At 63.9% G+C, this 15,760-nt stretch carries 16 protein-coding genes; all 16 read right to left on the bottom strand.

Annotated elements, in window-relative coordinates:
• Positions 1-231 precede the first annotated feature (231 nt).
• Positions 232-1,743, bottom strand: a complete 1,512-nt coding sequence (locus HMPREF3162_RS09015; protein ID WP_256278271.1) for a recombinase family protein — start codon at positions 1,741-1,743, stop codon at positions 232-234.
• Complete coding sequence (locus tag HMPREF3162_RS09020) at positions 1,685-2,965, bottom strand: magnesium chelatase domain-containing protein (RefSeq protein ID WP_256282706.1); 1,281 nt, start codon at positions 2,963-2,965, stop codon at positions 1,685-1,687. The genes HMPREF3162_RS09015 and HMPREF3162_RS09020 overlap by 59 nt, the downstream gene beginning before the upstream one ends.
• Positions 2,955-3,338 (bottom strand): YraN family protein, encoded by a 384-nt coding sequence (locus HMPREF3162_RS09025; protein ID WP_070574129.1) that lies wholly within the window; start codon positions 3,336-3,338, stop codon positions 2,955-2,957. The genes HMPREF3162_RS09020 and HMPREF3162_RS09025 overlap by 11 nt, the downstream gene beginning before the upstream one ends.
• A gap of 153 nt (positions 3,339-3,491) precedes the next feature.
• On the bottom strand, positions 3,492-3,809 hold the full coding sequence (locus tag HMPREF3162_RS09030) for a DUF2469 domain-containing protein (protein WP_070574127.1): 318 nt from the start codon (positions 3,807-3,809) through the stop codon (positions 3,492-3,494).
• 24 nt (positions 3,810-3,833) lie between these two features.
• Positions 3,834-4,499, bottom strand: a complete 666-nt coding sequence (locus tag HMPREF3162_RS09035; protein WP_070574125.1) for a ribonuclease HII — start codon at positions 4,497-4,499, stop codon at positions 3,834-3,836.
• Entirely contained in the window at positions 4,496-5,167 is a 672-nt protein-coding gene (gene lepB, locus HMPREF3162_RS09040; protein WP_070574123.1) for a signal peptidase I, read from the bottom strand. Before lepB (HMPREF3162_RS09040) ends, HMPREF3162_RS09035 begins: the two co-directional genes overlap by 4 nt.
• Positions 5,168-5,176: 9 nt before the next feature.
• Complete coding sequence (lepB, locus tag HMPREF3162_RS09045; RefSeq protein ID WP_070574122.1) at positions 5,177-5,776, bottom strand: signal peptidase I; 600 nt, start codon at positions 5,774-5,776, stop codon at positions 5,177-5,179.
• Between the two features lie 57 nt (positions 5,777-5,833).
• On the bottom strand, positions 5,834-6,175 hold the full coding sequence (gene rplS / locus HMPREF3162_RS09050; RefSeq protein ID WP_070574120.1) for a 50S ribosomal protein L19: 342 nt from the start codon (positions 6,173-6,175) through the stop codon (positions 5,834-5,836).
• Between the two features lie 243 nt (positions 6,176-6,418).
• Positions 6,419-7,183, bottom strand: a complete 765-nt coding sequence (gene trmD, locus HMPREF3162_RS09055; protein WP_070574118.1) for a tRNA (guanosine(37)-N1)-methyltransferase TrmD — start codon at positions 7,181-7,183, stop codon at positions 6,419-6,421.
• Positions 7,180-7,686, bottom strand: a complete 507-nt coding sequence (rimM, locus tag HMPREF3162_RS09060) for a ribosome maturation factor RimM (RefSeq protein ID WP_070574116.1) — start codon at positions 7,684-7,686, stop codon at positions 7,180-7,182. Before rimM ends, trmD begins: the two co-directional genes overlap by 4 nt.
• Positions 7,687-8,052: 366 nt before the next feature.
• On the bottom strand, positions 8,053-8,280 hold the full coding sequence (locus HMPREF3162_RS09065; RefSeq protein ID WP_070574113.1) for an RNA-binding protein: 228 nt from the start codon (positions 8,278-8,280) through the stop codon (positions 8,053-8,055).
• A 2-nt stretch (positions 8,281-8,282) separates the two neighbouring features.
• The gene (rpsP, locus tag HMPREF3162_RS09070) at positions 8,283-8,699 is read right to left on the bottom strand and encodes a 30S ribosomal protein S16 (RefSeq protein WP_070777652.1); all 417 of its coding nucleotides are present in this window, start codon (positions 8,697-8,699) and stop codon (positions 8,283-8,285) included.
• A gap of 169 nt (positions 8,700-8,868) precedes the next feature.
• On the bottom strand, positions 8,869-10,461 hold the full coding sequence (gene ffh / locus HMPREF3162_RS09075; RefSeq protein ID WP_070777648.1) for a signal recognition particle protein: 1,593 nt from the start codon (positions 10,459-10,461) through the stop codon (positions 8,869-8,871).
• Positions 10,462-10,590: 129 nt separating this feature from the next.
• On the bottom strand, positions 10,591-11,709 hold the full coding sequence (ftsY, locus tag HMPREF3162_RS09080) for a signal recognition particle-docking protein FtsY (RefSeq protein WP_070574106.1): 1,119 nt from the start codon (positions 11,707-11,709) through the stop codon (positions 10,591-10,593).
• Between the two features lie 10 nt (positions 11,710-11,719).
• The gene (locus HMPREF3162_RS09085) at positions 11,720-12,109 is read right to left on the bottom strand and encodes a hypothetical protein (protein ID WP_176745894.1); all 390 of its coding nucleotides are present in this window, start codon (positions 12,107-12,109) and stop codon (positions 11,720-11,722) included.
• A 108-nt stretch (positions 12,110-12,217) separates the two neighbouring features.
• On the bottom strand, positions 12,218-15,760 hold the full coding sequence (smc, locus tag HMPREF3162_RS09090; RefSeq protein ID WP_070574104.1) for a chromosome segregation protein SMC: 3,543 nt from the start codon (positions 15,758-15,760) through the stop codon (positions 12,218-12,220).

Consider the following 15,760-nt stretch of genomic DNA (forward strand, 5'->3'; position numbering starts at 1 on the left):
AGCATGAGGCGCTCAGCCAGCCCCACGGGCCGTGTCATCAGCCAGCAGAGTCAGCCGAAATGGACTGCCCACCTGTCGCTGCCCTCGACGGAGTCGTGCCTTCCCGCGCGTACAGTGCCTTCACAGCCGGGTGGTCCGCCGGTATCTTCCGACGGACCGCCCACCCCGCCTCCGCGGAGCTGATCGATGATGTAGCGACGATGCTCGATGCCGTGCACGTCGCCGACAGCCTCACTGCACGGGAATAATCTGCAGCCGCTCTTCGACGGCTGCCTTGATCGGGAGCACATCGATGCGATGGATCAGCCGCCGCAGATAGGCCCGCTTCTCCTTGATGTCGCGACCCTTCCACGATGCGATGAGAGTCGGCCCATCTTCGAAGGGGATCTCATCGAGCTCCATGGCGTCCAGTCGTCGCTGTAGGGACTCCACGCGAGCCTGGGCGTCCTCGATCAGTGAGAGGAGCACTGTCACCATCGCGCCACGGTACTCACCGGTGCCCTGCTTGGCGACGAGAGTATCCCTCTCTGCCTTGGCCTCATCGAGCTGAGCGAGCATCTCGTTGATTCCCGTATCGGAGCGCGCAGCTCGGCGGCGCGCCCGAGCCTTCTCCAGTGCCTCGTCGGTGATCTGCGAGAAGAACCATCCCAGCACGAACGCCTCGGCACGCTCCGCATTGACCGTGCAACCGCCCGAGCAACTGCCCGGGCCGTTCCTCCGGTTCGCCTGGCAGGTGTACTCAAACGCTTTCACCGACTCTCCAGAGGCCTTCTTCCAGTACTTCTGCTTCCCATACAGGGATGCCCCGCATTGGCAGTACAGCAAACCGGTCAGCAGCCACTCATGTGAGCCCCACGGCCGCCTGGTCTTCGACGTCCTCGCCTGTTCCAGCAACCTCCGCACGCGCAACCACGTGGCACGATCACACACCGGCTCATGAGCAATCACGGGCTCTCCTGACGCGTCACGAGCGATGTAGTCCAACAGCTCGACACTCACCCCCCGCTGGTGCTCGGGGACCTTCCGCATCCGATAGCCAATCATCCGCGGAGACACCAGGTACCGACGAATGTTTCCCTCATACAATGGCCTACCCTTCGCAGTCGTGATCCCGTACTGCTCCTGCCAGTGCCGACCGATCTGAGCGAGGCTCTTCCCAGCCAGCACCATGTCCACAGCGTCCTTCAAAGCTGGATGCTCGACCGGATGCGGTACCAGCCGGACCCCGGAGCGGCCGAACTCGTCAACCACCCGCGGACCCGCCTTCCACCCGAAGGGCAACATGCCACCGTGGATGAAGCCAGCCTCGGCGAGATGCCTCTTCGACGCGAGCTGTCGCTCGCTCATCGCGTCGGTTTCGACCTCGGCCAGTAGCGCCTTGATCCCGGTCACCAGCTTGGCGCCCGCCGTCGCCGTGTTCAGCTCGTCAGCGCTGTCCTGGTGCGAGACCAGATAGACCCCCGCTTGCTGGCACTGCGCGATCCACTCGATCGTCTTCGCCGCGATCCGGTTGGTGCGATCGAGCTTCCAGAACGCCAACGCCGGAACTTTCTCGGCCTTGATGTCCTGGTTGAGCTGTCGCCACCCCTTCCGAGTGCGAGCCGCGGACTTGCTGGCTGAGTCGTTGTCGATGTACTCGCCCATGATCGTCCAGCCGCCCTCTGCTGCCAGCTTCCGGGTCAGGTCAAGCCGCTGCCGCTCGATCGCATCGGCCTTGTCCTTGTGGTACTTCGACAGCCGCAAGTACAGGTAGATCGGCCTCGTTCCCGGCAACGGCTCGTCCGGTCCAGTCCGGGTGAACGCCGGGTATACCACCGACCGCGTAGCTCGTCCGGGCCGCGCGTTCGGGCCGGGACGACGCTCCGTCGTGCTCGTGTTCGTTGCCATCAGTGACCTCCTTGGAGAAGGAGGTGCACTTTCCATTGCACGACTCGTCGAGGAACAGCACTCCCCTGTGGGCTTTTGACAGCACCCCGATCATCCCAGGCTTGGAACCGCCCACCATTGCCGCGGCCGTTGTCCGATGGTGTGGAGCTTCAAAAGGCGGAACGGCGTTGAGCCCGCGATCGGGATCGAATGTTCCGTCCAGGGACTGCAGGGAGCAGGCTTCCACCGCCTCGTCAGGGGCAAGCGGCGGCAGCAGGCCCGGCAGACAGCCGGCGAGCATTGTCTTTCCCGCCCCCGGCGGCCCGCTCATCAACAGGTGGTGCCCGCCGGCTGCGGCGACTTCGAGAGCCCACCGGGCATCGTCTTGACCCTGCACGTCCGCAAGGTCCCCCGGCCGCTGCGGCTCGGCAGAGCGCCGACCGCTCAGCTGCACTGGCACGAGGTCTACGGGGCGGACGTGCCCGCCGAGGACTCTCACAGCGTCGGCCAGGCTTATGCACCCGCGCACATCGACATCGCCTGCCAATCGGGCTTCGCTTTCATTGGCCTTGGGCACGATCACTCTGCGCAGGCCTTCCCGCTGAAGCGCTGACACCATCGGCAGCACTCCGTTGACTGGGTGAATCCGACCGTCTAAGCCCAGCTCCCCAATGCACACGCACGATTGGGCACTGTCGCGGCTGACCGCGCCTTCGGCGGCAAGAAGCGCTATTGCAATGCCCAGGTCAAACGCGGTGCCCGCTTTCTTCACGCTGCCCGGCGAGAGGTTCACCGTGATGCGCTGCGCCGACAAGCTCAGTCCCACATTCGACACTGCGGCGCGGACTCGTTTGCGCGCTTCCGACACCGAAGCGTCGGGAAGACCCACGATGTCGATGCCGGGCAGACCGTTGTTGATGCTCGCCTCCACCGCTACGACCGTCCCGGACAGTCCCCACAGGGCAACCGCGCTCGTAGCCCCAATAGCCCTCGCTTTCGGCTTGATGACGGTGTATGCGGGGGCTTCACTGCCGTCTCCGGGCCCGTCAGGCCGCGTGAAGGGAGCTTCGGCTGCCGGCGCCAGTGCTTCACCAGTCATGGAACACCTGCTCAATGTGGGTGAGCGTGGGCGCTTGGCCCCCGAAGCAGATTCCGATGACGTCAATCCGGTAGCTGGGTATGTAGCCCTTCTGCTGTGTCACCCAGCGTGTGGCCAGGCCCTGCAGGGTGCGCAGCTTATGGAAGTCGACGGCTTCCAGCGGATCACCGGAAAATGCAGTGGAACGGGTTTTGACTTCAACGAAGACGACGTCTTCGTCGTCATAGGCGATGATGTCGATTTCACCGTCGCGACACCGCCAATTGCGGTCGAGGATGATCCAATCGCATTCGCGTTCAAGATAGATTGCGGCGATTTCTTCACCCCGCGCGCCCAGCGTGGTGTTGTGTGGTTTTCTCTGCGGCTCATTCATGCCGCCAACGGTGCCCGGCGGACCGCTTCAAGCGGCACCCCATGGAAACTGCTGGGGATAACCGGGCAGCAGTCCACAGGCTCCTTAGCCGCAGTCAGCACCAGCCCAATTGCCCCGCCGACCACCACCTCGACCGCGGCAGCGGAAACAACCTCAGCCGTCGAGGTCCTCGGGCCCGGGGAAATCGCTCTTGGCGAGCTCTTCTATGTTGACGTCCTTGTAGGTCAGAATCCGCACATTGGTCACGAAGCGGGCAGTGCGCCACGTGTCCCACACCCAGGCGTCAGCCAGCGTGACCTCGAAGAACACATCCCTGCCGTCGGAATGCTGCTGCACGTCAACGGAGTTGGCCAGATAGAACCGGCGTTCGGTTTCCACAGCGTAGGAGAAGAGACTGATGACGTCGCGGTACTCACGGTACAGCTGCAGTTCAAGATCGGCTTCAAAAGCTTCTAAGTCCTCGACGCTCATAGCCCCTACCCTAGTGTTCGGCCCTCAGAGGGCAAATGACCTGCGATGCCAGGGCGTGGGCCCCAGTTCGGCAACGGCCCGCTTGTGCGCGGGGCTCGGATAGCCTTTGTTTCCAGCCCAGCCGTAGCCGGGGAACTGCGCGTCGAGTTGAACCATCAGTGCGTCACGGTCGACTTTGGCGATGACGGACGCCGCCGCGATCGTCACAATCCGCCCGTCTCCCTTGATGAATGTGCGCACTTTCGGCACAACAGCATCAGCATCGGCAAACAGGTGGGCGTCCACAAGAGACGGTTCATAAGACAGCCAGTTGTGTTTGCCGTCCAGCAGCACAAGATCAGCTTCGGGAAGCTGTGCCAGCGCCCGCCTGCCCGCAAGCGCCAATGCTGCCGTCAGCCCGATTTCGTCAATCTCCCCAGCCGAGGCGAAGCTCACCTGCGCGTGCTCCTGCCAGTCGCGGACCGACTGGGCGACACCGGGTCGGCGTGCCGGGCTGATCTGCTTGGAGTCGTGGAGCCCTGCCGGAATGTGCTCAGCCCCGCCCAGCAGCTCATGCAGACAGAACCAGACGGCGCCCACGCCGACGGGGCCCGCGGTGCAGCCGCGCCCCACCTCGTCCATTCCGATGACCCGCCCAATGCCCTCGTCGTACAGCTGCTTTTCGAGGCTGAGGTCGGTCAGTCCATTCACGGGTTGGGCACGTCGGCGAAGACGTCGGTGGCAGCTTTGACCCGAGAGAAGCGGTCCAAGGGCCAGTTGATGACGAACACCGTGCCGACCACGTTGTCCTTCGGCACGAAAGGACCGCCGGGAGATTCGGTGTTGTAGCGCGAATCGAGTGAGTTTGAGCGGTTGTCGCCCATCACCCAGTAGCTTCCCTCGGGGACTTCCACGTTGAACTTGATGGCCGACGGGTCGGTTCCGCTCTTAACGTAGCTTTCGTCGATTGGCTGGCCGTTGACTTTGATTCGGCCCTGTTCATCGCAGCATTCGACTGTGTCCCCGCCGACGCCGATGACGCGCTTGATGAGCTGCTGGCCTGCGTTGGCGGGCACGAGGCCCAAGAATTCGAGAATCGGGTTCGGCTGATAGGTGCCGGCGGCGGCCGGCGGCAGCCATCCGCCCGGGTCGTCAAAGACGATGATCTGTCCGCGTTCAGGTTCGTTCCACGGCAGCTGGTTGACCATGATGCGGTCGTCAATCTGCAGCGTGTTCTCCATCGACGACGACGGGATGTAGAAAGACCGGACGACGAACGTCTTGATCGCGAAGGATACGACGAGTGCGATTACCGCGATGATGGCGATTTCACGCAGACCCCGCAGAGCCCTGCCGCCGTTCTTCTTCCGTTCAGTCACCGAGCCATCCTACCGCGAACCGCGCAGGTCGGACTCTCGGACAGTTCCTATAATCCGCTTCAGCGGCACCATTCCCCCGCCGGGCCTGCCCAGCAGGTTCCGCGAATCGGTCGAATTGTGCCTGTTGTCACCCATGAGCCACACCCGCCCCTCGGGCACTCGCACGTGGAATTCGATGTCCGAGGCGGAGCCGGACTGGTCTTTCAGGTACGGCTCTTTCAGCACCTCGCCGTTGACCGTGAGGTGTTTGCCCTCACAGCAGACGACCTCATCTCCGCCCGTGCCGATGACGCGCTTGACGTAGAAGACGTCTTTCGGTCCGATGCCGAACCACGATGCGATGTTCTGCACCCCGCCGGGGCCCGTGCCCGGCAGCATGCTGCCGCGACCGTCGAAGACGACAACATCGCCGCGCTCGATGCCGGCTGACAGTGCGGGCATGCGCCACACCGTTATCTTCTGGCCCGGCTGAAGTGCAGGTTCCATGGATTCGGACGGTATGGTGAACCGCTGGACGACGAAGCCGCGCAGAATGCCGGCCAGCAGAAGTGCGGCAATGGCCAGCCAGGCGATCACGGGCAGGATTCTGCGTGTGCGTGATGTGTGCATGTTCTGGATATGACAAAGGGCGCGAACCCGGCGGTTCGCGCCCTCAGTGCGTCATACTCAGCGCTTCTCGCGAATGCGAGCGGCCTTGCCGTGACGGTCGCGCAGGTAGTACAGCTTGGCACGGCGAACGTCACCGCGGGTCAGCACGTCGATCTTGTCGATCGTGGGTGCGTGGACCGGGAAGGTACGCTCGACGCCGATGCCGAAGCTGATCTTGCGGACGGTGAAGGTTTCGCCGACGCCCTGGCCGTGGCGGCGCAGAACAACACCGCGGAACACCTGGACACGCGAACGCGAGCCTTCGATGACGCGCACGTGCACATCAACGGTGTCACCGGCTTTGAACTTGGGAATGTCGGTCTTCAGCGAAGCCTTGTCGAGAAAATCAAGTTTCTGCATGGGTTTCTCCTGCATGCGCGCCCCGGATCGTACATGCGCGTGTCATTATCCGCGGCAAGCGGATGGGCGGATGGTCTGCCGGATGGCCCTGCGGCTTTCCCTTGTGGACTTGCGAGCCCTCCGAGGCAGGCTGCAGTCAGCAAACACAGAGGCTCAGTTTAGTGCACGGGCGCGGGACTGACCAACTCGGGGCCTCGAGGATCTCGCGAAGCCGATCGGCTCCTGCCGCGCCAGCCGTTCCTGTCAGTGCTGGCGCAGCTGCGCTTCCAAGTAGGCCCGGTCTTTTTGGCTGAGGTTGTCCCACAGCTTTTCGAGCATGTCCGGCCGCACTTGACTCGTTCTGAGCAGCCGCTGTTCATAGCGCCAGCGGGCAATTGCCGCGTGGTTTCCCGACAGCAGCACCTCAGGGATCGCTCGACCCCGCCATTCGGCGGGTTTGGTGTAGGCGGGATATTCGAGCAGCCCGTCTTCGTGGCTTTCCTCATCGAGTGATTCCGGATTGCCGATGATCCCGGGAATCAGCCGGGCAATGGCTTCGATCATGACGAGAGCGGCGACTTCGCCGCCGTTGAGCACATAGTCGCCGATGCTGACCAGTCGGACGTCGAATCGGCCGTCATCGCCTGCCCACTCGATCACCCTCTGGTCGATTCCCTCGTAGCGGCCGCACGCAAAGACAAGGTGCTCACGCTGAGCCAGTTCGCGGGCAGTCTTCTGCGTAAACGGAGCGCCTGCGGGGCTGGGCACGATCAGCAACGGCCGCTCGGCCGTTGTCGAGGTTCCTTCGAGTGTGCTTTCAAGGGCCAGGGCCCAGGGTTCGGCTTTCATCACCATCCCGGCTCCCCCACCGTAGGGGGTGTCGTCGACCGTATGGTGGCGGTCGGCTGTGTAGTCACGCGGGTTGCTCACCCTCAGATCAAGGTGGCCGTCCCTGCGGGCCTTGCCGATGAGCGAAAGGTCAAGGGGACTCAGGTAGTCCGGAAAGATGGTGAGGACGTCAAGCCTCACGATTCGCCGTCCTGCGGCAGCAGACCCGCCGGCGGGGTGATGGTGACCGTGCCGGCGTCGATGTCGACGTGCGGAACGATTTCCTCAACGAACGGCACCAGAGCCTCGGCACCGGCGCTCAGCGTGATTTCGAGGAGGTCCTGGGCGGGGTTGTTGATGACGTCGGCGACCGTGCCGATCACCGCACCGTCTTCAACAACGTCAAGGCCGATGAGGTCGGCGACATACCAGGCACTGTCGTCATCGTCGTCCTCAGCTTCAACGCTGATGAGTGTGTTGCGGACTTCCTCTGCCCGCGTGCGATCGCTGATTTCCGCAAAGGTCAGCAGCAGGCGATCACGGTGCCACCTGGCACGGGTGAGGGTGAGGGTGCCGATGTCCGGCTCGGTGGCGAATTCACTGCCGACGAGAAAGCGCTCGTCGGGATCATCGGTGCGGACCTCGACGGTGAACTCACCGCGGATGCCGTGCGGTTTGCCCAGGCGGGCGACAACTTGACTCACAGGGGCCTTTCACAGCTTGACGAACCCCTCCAGTGTAACGGCGGGCGGCAGTTGCCGGGCACGCCTGGCACCAGCGCAGCCAAGCCCCACCCCACAGGGGTTTCGCCCTGCTGAACCAGACCTCCGCCTCGGCCTGTTCTGCACCCGCACACCCTCCAGCAACAAAAACACCCGAAAAGAGCGGTGGCTGACGGGAGTTTTTGTTGCTGGAGGGTGGGTTCCTTGCGGTTGAAGCGCAGATCCCGGCTAACGGGAGTCTTCGTGTGCAGATCAACCGCCTGCGCGCCTGCTCATTGGCGCCCAAATGCAACAGCGCCCCGGGGAGGTTTCCCTCCGCGGGGCGCTGTTAGAAGACTGCGAGTGTGATCAGGCTTCAACGAGGTCGACTCGCACTCGGTCGCCCGAAATGGCGTTGACGACCTTGCGCAGCGATTTGGCGGTGCGCCCGGCACGTCCGATGACACGACCGAGGTCGTCAGGGTGGACGCGCACTTCGAGGGTCGTACCGCGACCGCCGCTGCGCTCCCTCACGGAAACGTCGTCTGGGTTGTCGACGATTCCCTGCACGAGGTGTTCAAGCGCCTGCGCAAGCATGATCAGGCCTCTTCTGCTTCTTCGGTAGCGGGTGCTTCTTCAGCAGCGGCTTCGGCGTTTTCCTCAGCCTTGTCTTCCTTCGGCTTGATGACCGACTTGGCTTCGGGAGCTTCGAATTCCTGCTTTTCAGCCTGACCTTCGACCCGGTTGGCGGTGTCGCCTTCGCCGGTGAACTTAGCCCAGTCACCCGTGAGCTTGAGCAGAGCCTTGACCTGGTCGGTGGGCTGAGCACCGACGGAGAGCCAGTACTGTGCGCGCTCCGAGTCGATCTTGATGACCGAGGGGTTGTAGGTGGGCTGGTACAGACCGATCTCTTCGATCGGACGGCCGTTCTGGCGGGTCTTCGAGTCAGCCACGACAACGCGGTAGTGCGGTGCGTGGACCTTGCCGATGCGGTTCAGACGAATTTTGACTGCCACTTCTGTGGTGTCTCCTTTTGCAATCAGGGTGAAGATCCGAACGCGCAACGTGGGGATGTCGGCGTTTCGTTTCCTCGTGTTCCAGCCTGTCCGCTGGCTGAGAGGGATCAGCGGGCAGACAAGTACAGCAGATTATTGTGCCAGAAAAGACGGCGGCTTTCCACCGGGTTCACTTCGAGAAGCCGCCGAAGCCCTTGGGCAGCTTCGACAGGTCGAACTCTTCGTCGTCACCGAGGTCGATGCCGCCGAAGGCCGCACCCTGCTGGCTGGGTGCTTTGCCCTCGCGGCGCAGCTGCGCTTCGCGTTCCTGCTGGGCCCGCTTTGCGGGATTTCCGGACTTGCCCGCCCCGCTGCCCTTCTTCTTGCCACCGGACTTGCGGCGCTGCTTCCGGCCTGCGCCAGCCCCGGCGCCGGGCATTCCCGGCATGGCGGGCATTCCCGGCATCGACGGCATACCGCGGCCGCCGCCCATCTGCTTCATCATCTTCTGCATGGCGGCGAACTGCTCCATGAGCTGATTGACGCGGCTGACCTCAACACCGGCGCCGCGAGCGATGCGCGCACGGCGGGACCCGTTGAGGATCTTGGGGTTGGCGCGTTCGGCCGGGGTCATTGAGCGGATGATCGCTTCGATGCGGTCGAATTCGCGTTCGTCGAACTGTTCGATCAGCTGCCGGTGCTGGGCCATGCCCGGGATCATGCCGAGCATCTTCTTCATCGAACCCATCTTGCGGATGGCGCCGATCTGCTTGAGGAAGTCCTCCAGGTCGAAGCCTCCGCCGGATTCGACCTTCTTGGCGAGCTTTTCAGCTTCTTTCTTGTCGAAGGTGCGCTCGGCCTGCTCGATGAGCGTCATGATGTCGCCCATGTCGAGGATCCGGTCGGCCATGCGGTCCGGGTGGAACTGTTCGAAGTCCTTCAGGCCTTCGCCGGTCGAGGCGAACATAATGGGCTTTCCGGTGACTTCGGCAACCGATAGGGCGGCACCGCCTCGGGAATCGCCGTCGAGCTTCGACAGGACGACACCGGTGAAGTCGACTCCTTCGAGGAAGGCTTCTGCGGTCTGGACTGCGTCCTGGCCGATCATGGCGTCGATGACGAACAGGACTTCGTCCGGGTTGACGGCGGCACGGATATCGGCGGCCTGCTGCATGAGCTCCTGGTCGATGCCCAGGCGTCCGGCGGTGTCGACGATGACCACGTCGTGCAGCTTCTGACGCGCTTCTTCGATTGAGTCCTTGGCAACTGCGACGGGGTCTCCCACACCGTTGCCCGGCTGTGGTGCGTAGACGGGCACGCCTGCGCGACTGCCCATCACCTCAAGCTGGTTGACGGCGTTGGGCCGCTGGAGGTCACAGGCCACCAGCATGGGGCGGTGGCCCTCCGTGCGCAGCCAGTGGGCGAGTTTTCCGGCCAGCGTCGTCTTACCGGCACCCTGCAGACCGGCGAGCATGATGACCGTCGGCGGCTTCTTTGCGAACTCGAGCCGGCGGGTCTGTCCGCCCAGGATTCCCTTGAGCTCATCGCCGACGATCTTGACGACCTGCTGGCCGGGGTTGAGCGCCTGCGAAACCTCTTCCGAGAGCGCACGTTCGCGCACGCGCCCCGTGAAGGAGCGCACTACCGACAGCGCAACGTCAGCATCGAGAAGCGCGCGGCGAATTTCGCGGATAGTCGCATCGACATCGGCTTCCGTCAGGCGGCCTTTGCCGCGCAGATTGCGGAAAGTCGCTGTCAGGCGATCGGAAAGAGAGTTGAACACGGGTTCTGACTGCCTTCGTATGTGGACTGAAACTCAACAGACAAGGATAGACGATGCGCCGGTCCCGGCTTCTCAGCAGTGGCGCGCCGACCCCGGCTGTCCTCCAGCTGCGCGGCAGCCGGGAGCCTGTCAGGATTCGAGCAGAGCGTCGACAAAGCCCTCGGCGGTGAACGGCGCTAGGTCGTCTGCGCCTTCGCCCAGGCCGATGAGCTTGACGGGCACGCCGAGGGCGCGCTGAACGGCGACGACGATGCCGCCCTTTGCCGTCCCGTCGAGCTTGGTGAGGACAATGCCGGTGATGTCAACCGACTCGGCGAACACCTTGGCCTGCTGCATGCCGTTTTGGCCAGTGGTGGCGTCCAGGACGAGCAGCACCTCGTCGACGTCGTGGCCTTCGCCCAGGGGGCGGGTTGCTACGCGCTTGACCTTGCCGAGCTCATCCATGAGGTCGCGTTTGTTCTGCAGGCGACCGGCGGTGTCGATGACGACAACATCGGCGCCGTCGCGCTTGCCCTGTTCTACCGCGGCGTAGGCCACCGATGCGGGATCGGCGCCCTCTTCCCCGCGAACCGTTTCCACCCCGACGCGGTCACCCCACGTGGTGAGCTGTTCTGCCGCTGCCGCACGGAAGGTGTCTGCCGCTCCGAGCACAACCCTGCGGTCTTCGGCTACGAGAACGCGGGCGATTTTGCCGACGGTCGTCGTCTTTCCGGCACCGTTGACACCGACCACCAGCATGACGGCGGGGTCTCCGGCCTCGCGAGCAACTTCGGAGCCAGCCACATTGAGCGTGCGGTCCATGGTCGGGTCAACGACTTTGATGAGCTCTTCGCGCAGCAGCGGCCGCAGGTGTTCGGGATCGCGTGTGCCCAGCACCCGCACCCTTTCACGCAGCGAGTCGACCAGTTCGGCGGTCGTGTCGACGCCGAGGTCGGCCATGATGAGGGCATCTTCGACATCCTCCCAGGTCTGTTCGTCCAGGGTGTCCTGGGACAGCAGGGTCAGCAGACCTCGGCCGAAGACGTTGTTGGACTTGGCCAGTCGAGCACGCAGGCGGGCCAGGCGCGTGGTTGGTTCGGTGGGAGTTTCATACCGCCGCTCTTCTTCGACTTCGGCGGTGTCCTCAGTGAGATCCGGAACGTGTGCTGACGGGGTGCGCCGTTTGGTGCGCGCAGGGCCGAAGAGCACGAAGCCCGCGGCGATGAGAACAATGGCCAGAATAATGCCGACTGTGACAAGAGTGTCCATGGCACCCAATCTAGCGGAACAGAATCTGCAGCGTGGTGCTCAGCCCCGTGCCGGTATCCGGGACTTTCCAGTGCCGAGTGCGCGGACGCAGGGTCAGCAGGCTCGGTGCCGCATGGCGCCTGGGCTGCGGCACGAGCACGTAGTGGTGGTCGGCCATTGCGGTGACGGCCGCCTGTTCGCGCGTGGGGAGGTGAGCGGTTTCTTCCTCTGATCCGAAGAAGCCGTAGTCGTCGTAGCCGGTCCACGAGTGCGGCAGGCGGAAGCGCTGTGACGAACTGGGTTTGATTCGCCCTTCTTGGCGCAGGCTCGGCAGAGCCACGGCGAGCACGATGACGATGCCGAGCGTCAGGATGATCGCCAATCCGACGAGGAGTATGAGAAAGCTGGCCAGACCAGCCATCAGCACCCCGTGATCGGGCGGTTGCAGAACATGGGCAGAGGCTCCTTGACGGCGTATACGTGCATTTCTTAGAAGGCCAGCTTAGTGGGACCGAGCTGAGAGTTCTATTCAGGGATCGCCAGCGGCACCTCGAACACTGCTGACCAGCCTCTGTGAGACGACCTTGGAGATCCCGTCCCCGCCCATTGTGACGCCGTACAGCGCGTCGGCGATTTCCATGGTGCGCTTCTGGTGGGTGATGACGATCAGCTGTGAACTCTCCTGCAGCTCTTTGAAAACCCCGAGCAGTCTTGAGAGGTTGACGTCGTCGAGGGCTGCCTCGACTTCGTCCATGACGTAGAAGGGGCTGGGCCGGGCTTTGAAAATCGCCACGAGGATGGCAACTGCGACGAGCGACCGTTCCCCACCAGACAGCAGCGACAGCCTGCGAACCCGCTTCCCGGCCGGCCTGGCAAACACCTCGACCCCGGTTGTGAGCATGTCGTCTGGGTCTGTCAGCGACAGTGAGCCTTCGCCGCCGGGGAACAGCCGACTGAAGATATCGGTGAACTCCCGCGCAGTGTCGGCGAAGGCTTCCGCGAAGACCTCTTTGACGAGCTCGTCGATCTGGCTGACCATGCCGCGCAGATCCTCGCGGGTCTCTTCGATGTCGTTGATCTGCTTTTCCAGATAGTCGTGACGCTCCTGCAGCGCTGTGAACTCTTCGAGCGCCAGCGGGTTGACCTTGCCGATGCGCTTCATTTCGCGTTCGGCTTTTTTCTGCACGCCCTCCACTTCGGTGCGCACAAAGGGGCGGGTGGGCAGTTCGTCGCCGTCGACGTCCGCGGTGAAGTCCGGGACGTCGAGGTGGGGGCCGAACTGTTCTATGAGGTTCTGGGCTGACAGGCCGATTTCCTGTTCTGCTCGCCGGTTGAGCTCTTCGAGCCTGAGCACGAAGCGTTCGCGTTTGAGTGCCGCGGCGTGTTCGGCCTCTGCGAGTTTCGCCAGTTCCCCACGCTGTTCATCGAGGTTTTCGCGCAGCTTTTCAGCCTGTTCGCCGGCTGCGGTGCGGCTCTCCTGCAGCGCGGCGTGTTCGGCTTCGACGCTCTTTTCCCTTTCGGCCAGGTGCTGTGCGAGCTCTTCGGCCACCTCGCCTGCGGCCTGAGTTCTGTCCGCCAGAAGTTTCCGCGCCTGCTCTTCACGCTGCAGGCGTTCGCGCTCAGCCTGCTGGGCTCGGGCTTTGCGGCGCAGGCTGTCGATGCGATCGGCCAGGAAGCGCACGCGGTCATCGGCTGAGCGGGCTGCGATTCGGGCCTCCATGACCTCTTCGCCCAGCTGCGTGTGTTCTTGCGCCAAGCGGTCGCGGTCTTCGGTGTCGGGTTCGGCGTCAACCGTGTCGAGTCCTGCCAGTGCCGCCTGGGCCTTTTCGCGCTGTTCTTCGGCTTGGGTTTGTCGTTTGTCCAGCTGTGCGCTGCGTGCGTCGAGGCGCTCGACTTCGGCTTCGAGAAGCTGCACGCGTTCGGACGCTGCCGTGACGGCGCCCTGTGCCCGGATGATGCGCGCTTCTGCATCGCGCCGAGCTTCCTGAGCCCGCTGCTCCTGACTGCGGGCCTCCCGGAGGGCTTCGCGGAGCCTCTTGACTTCTTCGGCTGCCTCTGCGGCTGCCAGGGCGAGCTCGTCGATGCCGCCCTGAGCTTCGGCCAGCGCGTTGCGGGCTTCGGCGCGGGCGGCTTCCGCACGACCGGAACGGCGCACGCGGTGGGTCTCGATGACAGTGCCCGACCGGGTCACGCACGTCAGGTCGGGGTGTTCTTGCAGCAGGGCGAGCGCCTGCTCGGATTCTTCGACGATGACAGTGCGGCTGAGCACAGCGCGCAGTGCTGTGCGCAGTCCGAGGTTGGATGCGCTGACCACGTCAACGGCTCGCCGGGCGGAACCGATCGCGATCGGCTCTGGAGAACCCTCGTGAGAGTCGGCGCCGATGACGGTGTCGACGTCAGTGCTGCCGTCCGTGTTCTCCAGCAGCGCCAGCCCCGCCTGGTGGGTGTCTGCGAAGAGAGCTTGGGCGAAGGGGCCAAGCGCTGCCGCGGCGGCTGTTTCAAAGCCCGCTTCGATTTCGAGGAGGTCTTCCACTCGCCCGGTGACACCGTCGATTTCAAGGGCCAGAAGGTCATCTGCGGACGCCGAATGCGATGCGCTGATCTGCAGGGCCTCAATCCGGGCCTCCGTCTTGCGCAGCTCGCCGGTCAGTTCGGCGCTGCGGGTGTCGGCTTCGTCAACAGCGGCTTGGGCGCGAGCGGTCGCATCAGCTGCGGCCTGCACTGCGTCATCCACTCCGGTCTGTTCCTGTTCTAAATCGGCCACGGCGGCTTCTGCCCGCTGCGCTTCGGCGCGTGCGCTCTCGATGTCCGCCAAAAGCTTCTCGCGTGCAGGTGCGGCTTCGTCCTTTTCGCGAGAGATGCCCTCGAGTGCCCGCTGGGCGGTTTCGACATCAGATTCGAGTCCGGCCCGGATGCGGACCTTTTCGGCGATCTCCGCACGTGCGGCTTTCAGTGCTGCTTCCGCCGTGTCGAGTTTGCCGGAGATTTCGTTTCTGGCTTGGGCGAGCTCTTCGAGGCTCTGGGCCCGTCTGCTCTGCTGGTCTTCGGCGTCGCTGAGTTCACCGCGGAAGTGCTCGGCCCTCTCGAGGAGGGCTTCGGGCGCGTCGCCGCTGAGCTTCTGCGCGGGCGTGCGCAGAAACTCCACGCGGTCGCGGGCGCGGCCGGCTGCCGCTGTGGCTCGCGTGGCGGTCCGGCCGAGTCTGCGCAGCAGCTGGGCCAGCCGGTCGTTGTCCTGTTCTGCTTTCACTGCCGAAGCGCGTGCTTCGGCAATGTCCTGTTCGAGCTGTTCAATGCGCGCTTGCACGACCTGCCGCTGTTGGGATTCTTCCCGCGCGTTTCCCGTGTTCTGCAGCGCTGCCTGTGTTTGGACGATGTCGTCGGCCAGCAGGCGAGCACTTGCGTCGCGCAGCTCGGCCTGCACGGTCGCGGCCCGCTGTGCGGCACGTGCCTGTTTGCCCAGCGGACCCAGCTGCCGGGCCAGTTCTGCACGCAGGTCCTGCAGACGGTCGAGGTTGGTCTGCAGGCCGTTGAGTTTGCGGACGGCTTTTTCTTTGCGCCTGCGGTGTTTGAGAACGCCCGCGGCCTCTTCGATGATCCCGCGGCGCTCAAACGGATCGGCGTGCAGAACCTGGTCCAGCTGTCCCTGGCCGACGATCACGTGCATTTCTTTGCCCAGACCGGAATCGGACAGCAGCTCCTGAATATCCAGCAGGCGCGCCGGTGCGCCGTTGACGGCGTATTCGCTGCCGCCGGAGCGAAACAGCGTGCGGCTGATGGTGACTTCCGTGTAGTCGATCGGGATGGCCCCGTCGGCGTTGTCAATCGTCAGACTGACTTCGGCTCGGCCCAGCGCCTGCCGCTTCGAAGTGCCGGCGAAGATGACGTCCTCCATTTTTCCGCCTCGGAGGTTCTTCGCACCCTGTTCTCCCATGACCCACGCGAGCGCGTCGACGACGTTCGACTTGCCCGAACCGTTTGGTCCGACCACACACGTGATGCCCGGTTCGAGTTCGAGCCGGGTGGCAGACGCGAACGACTTGAAGCCGCGCATCGACAGGGTTTTGAGGAACAT

It is taken from the genome of Brevibacterium sp. HMSC07C04, assembly GCF_001815905.1.
Lineage (GTDB): Bacteria > Actinomycetota > Actinomycetes > Actinomycetales > Brevibacteriaceae > Brevibacterium.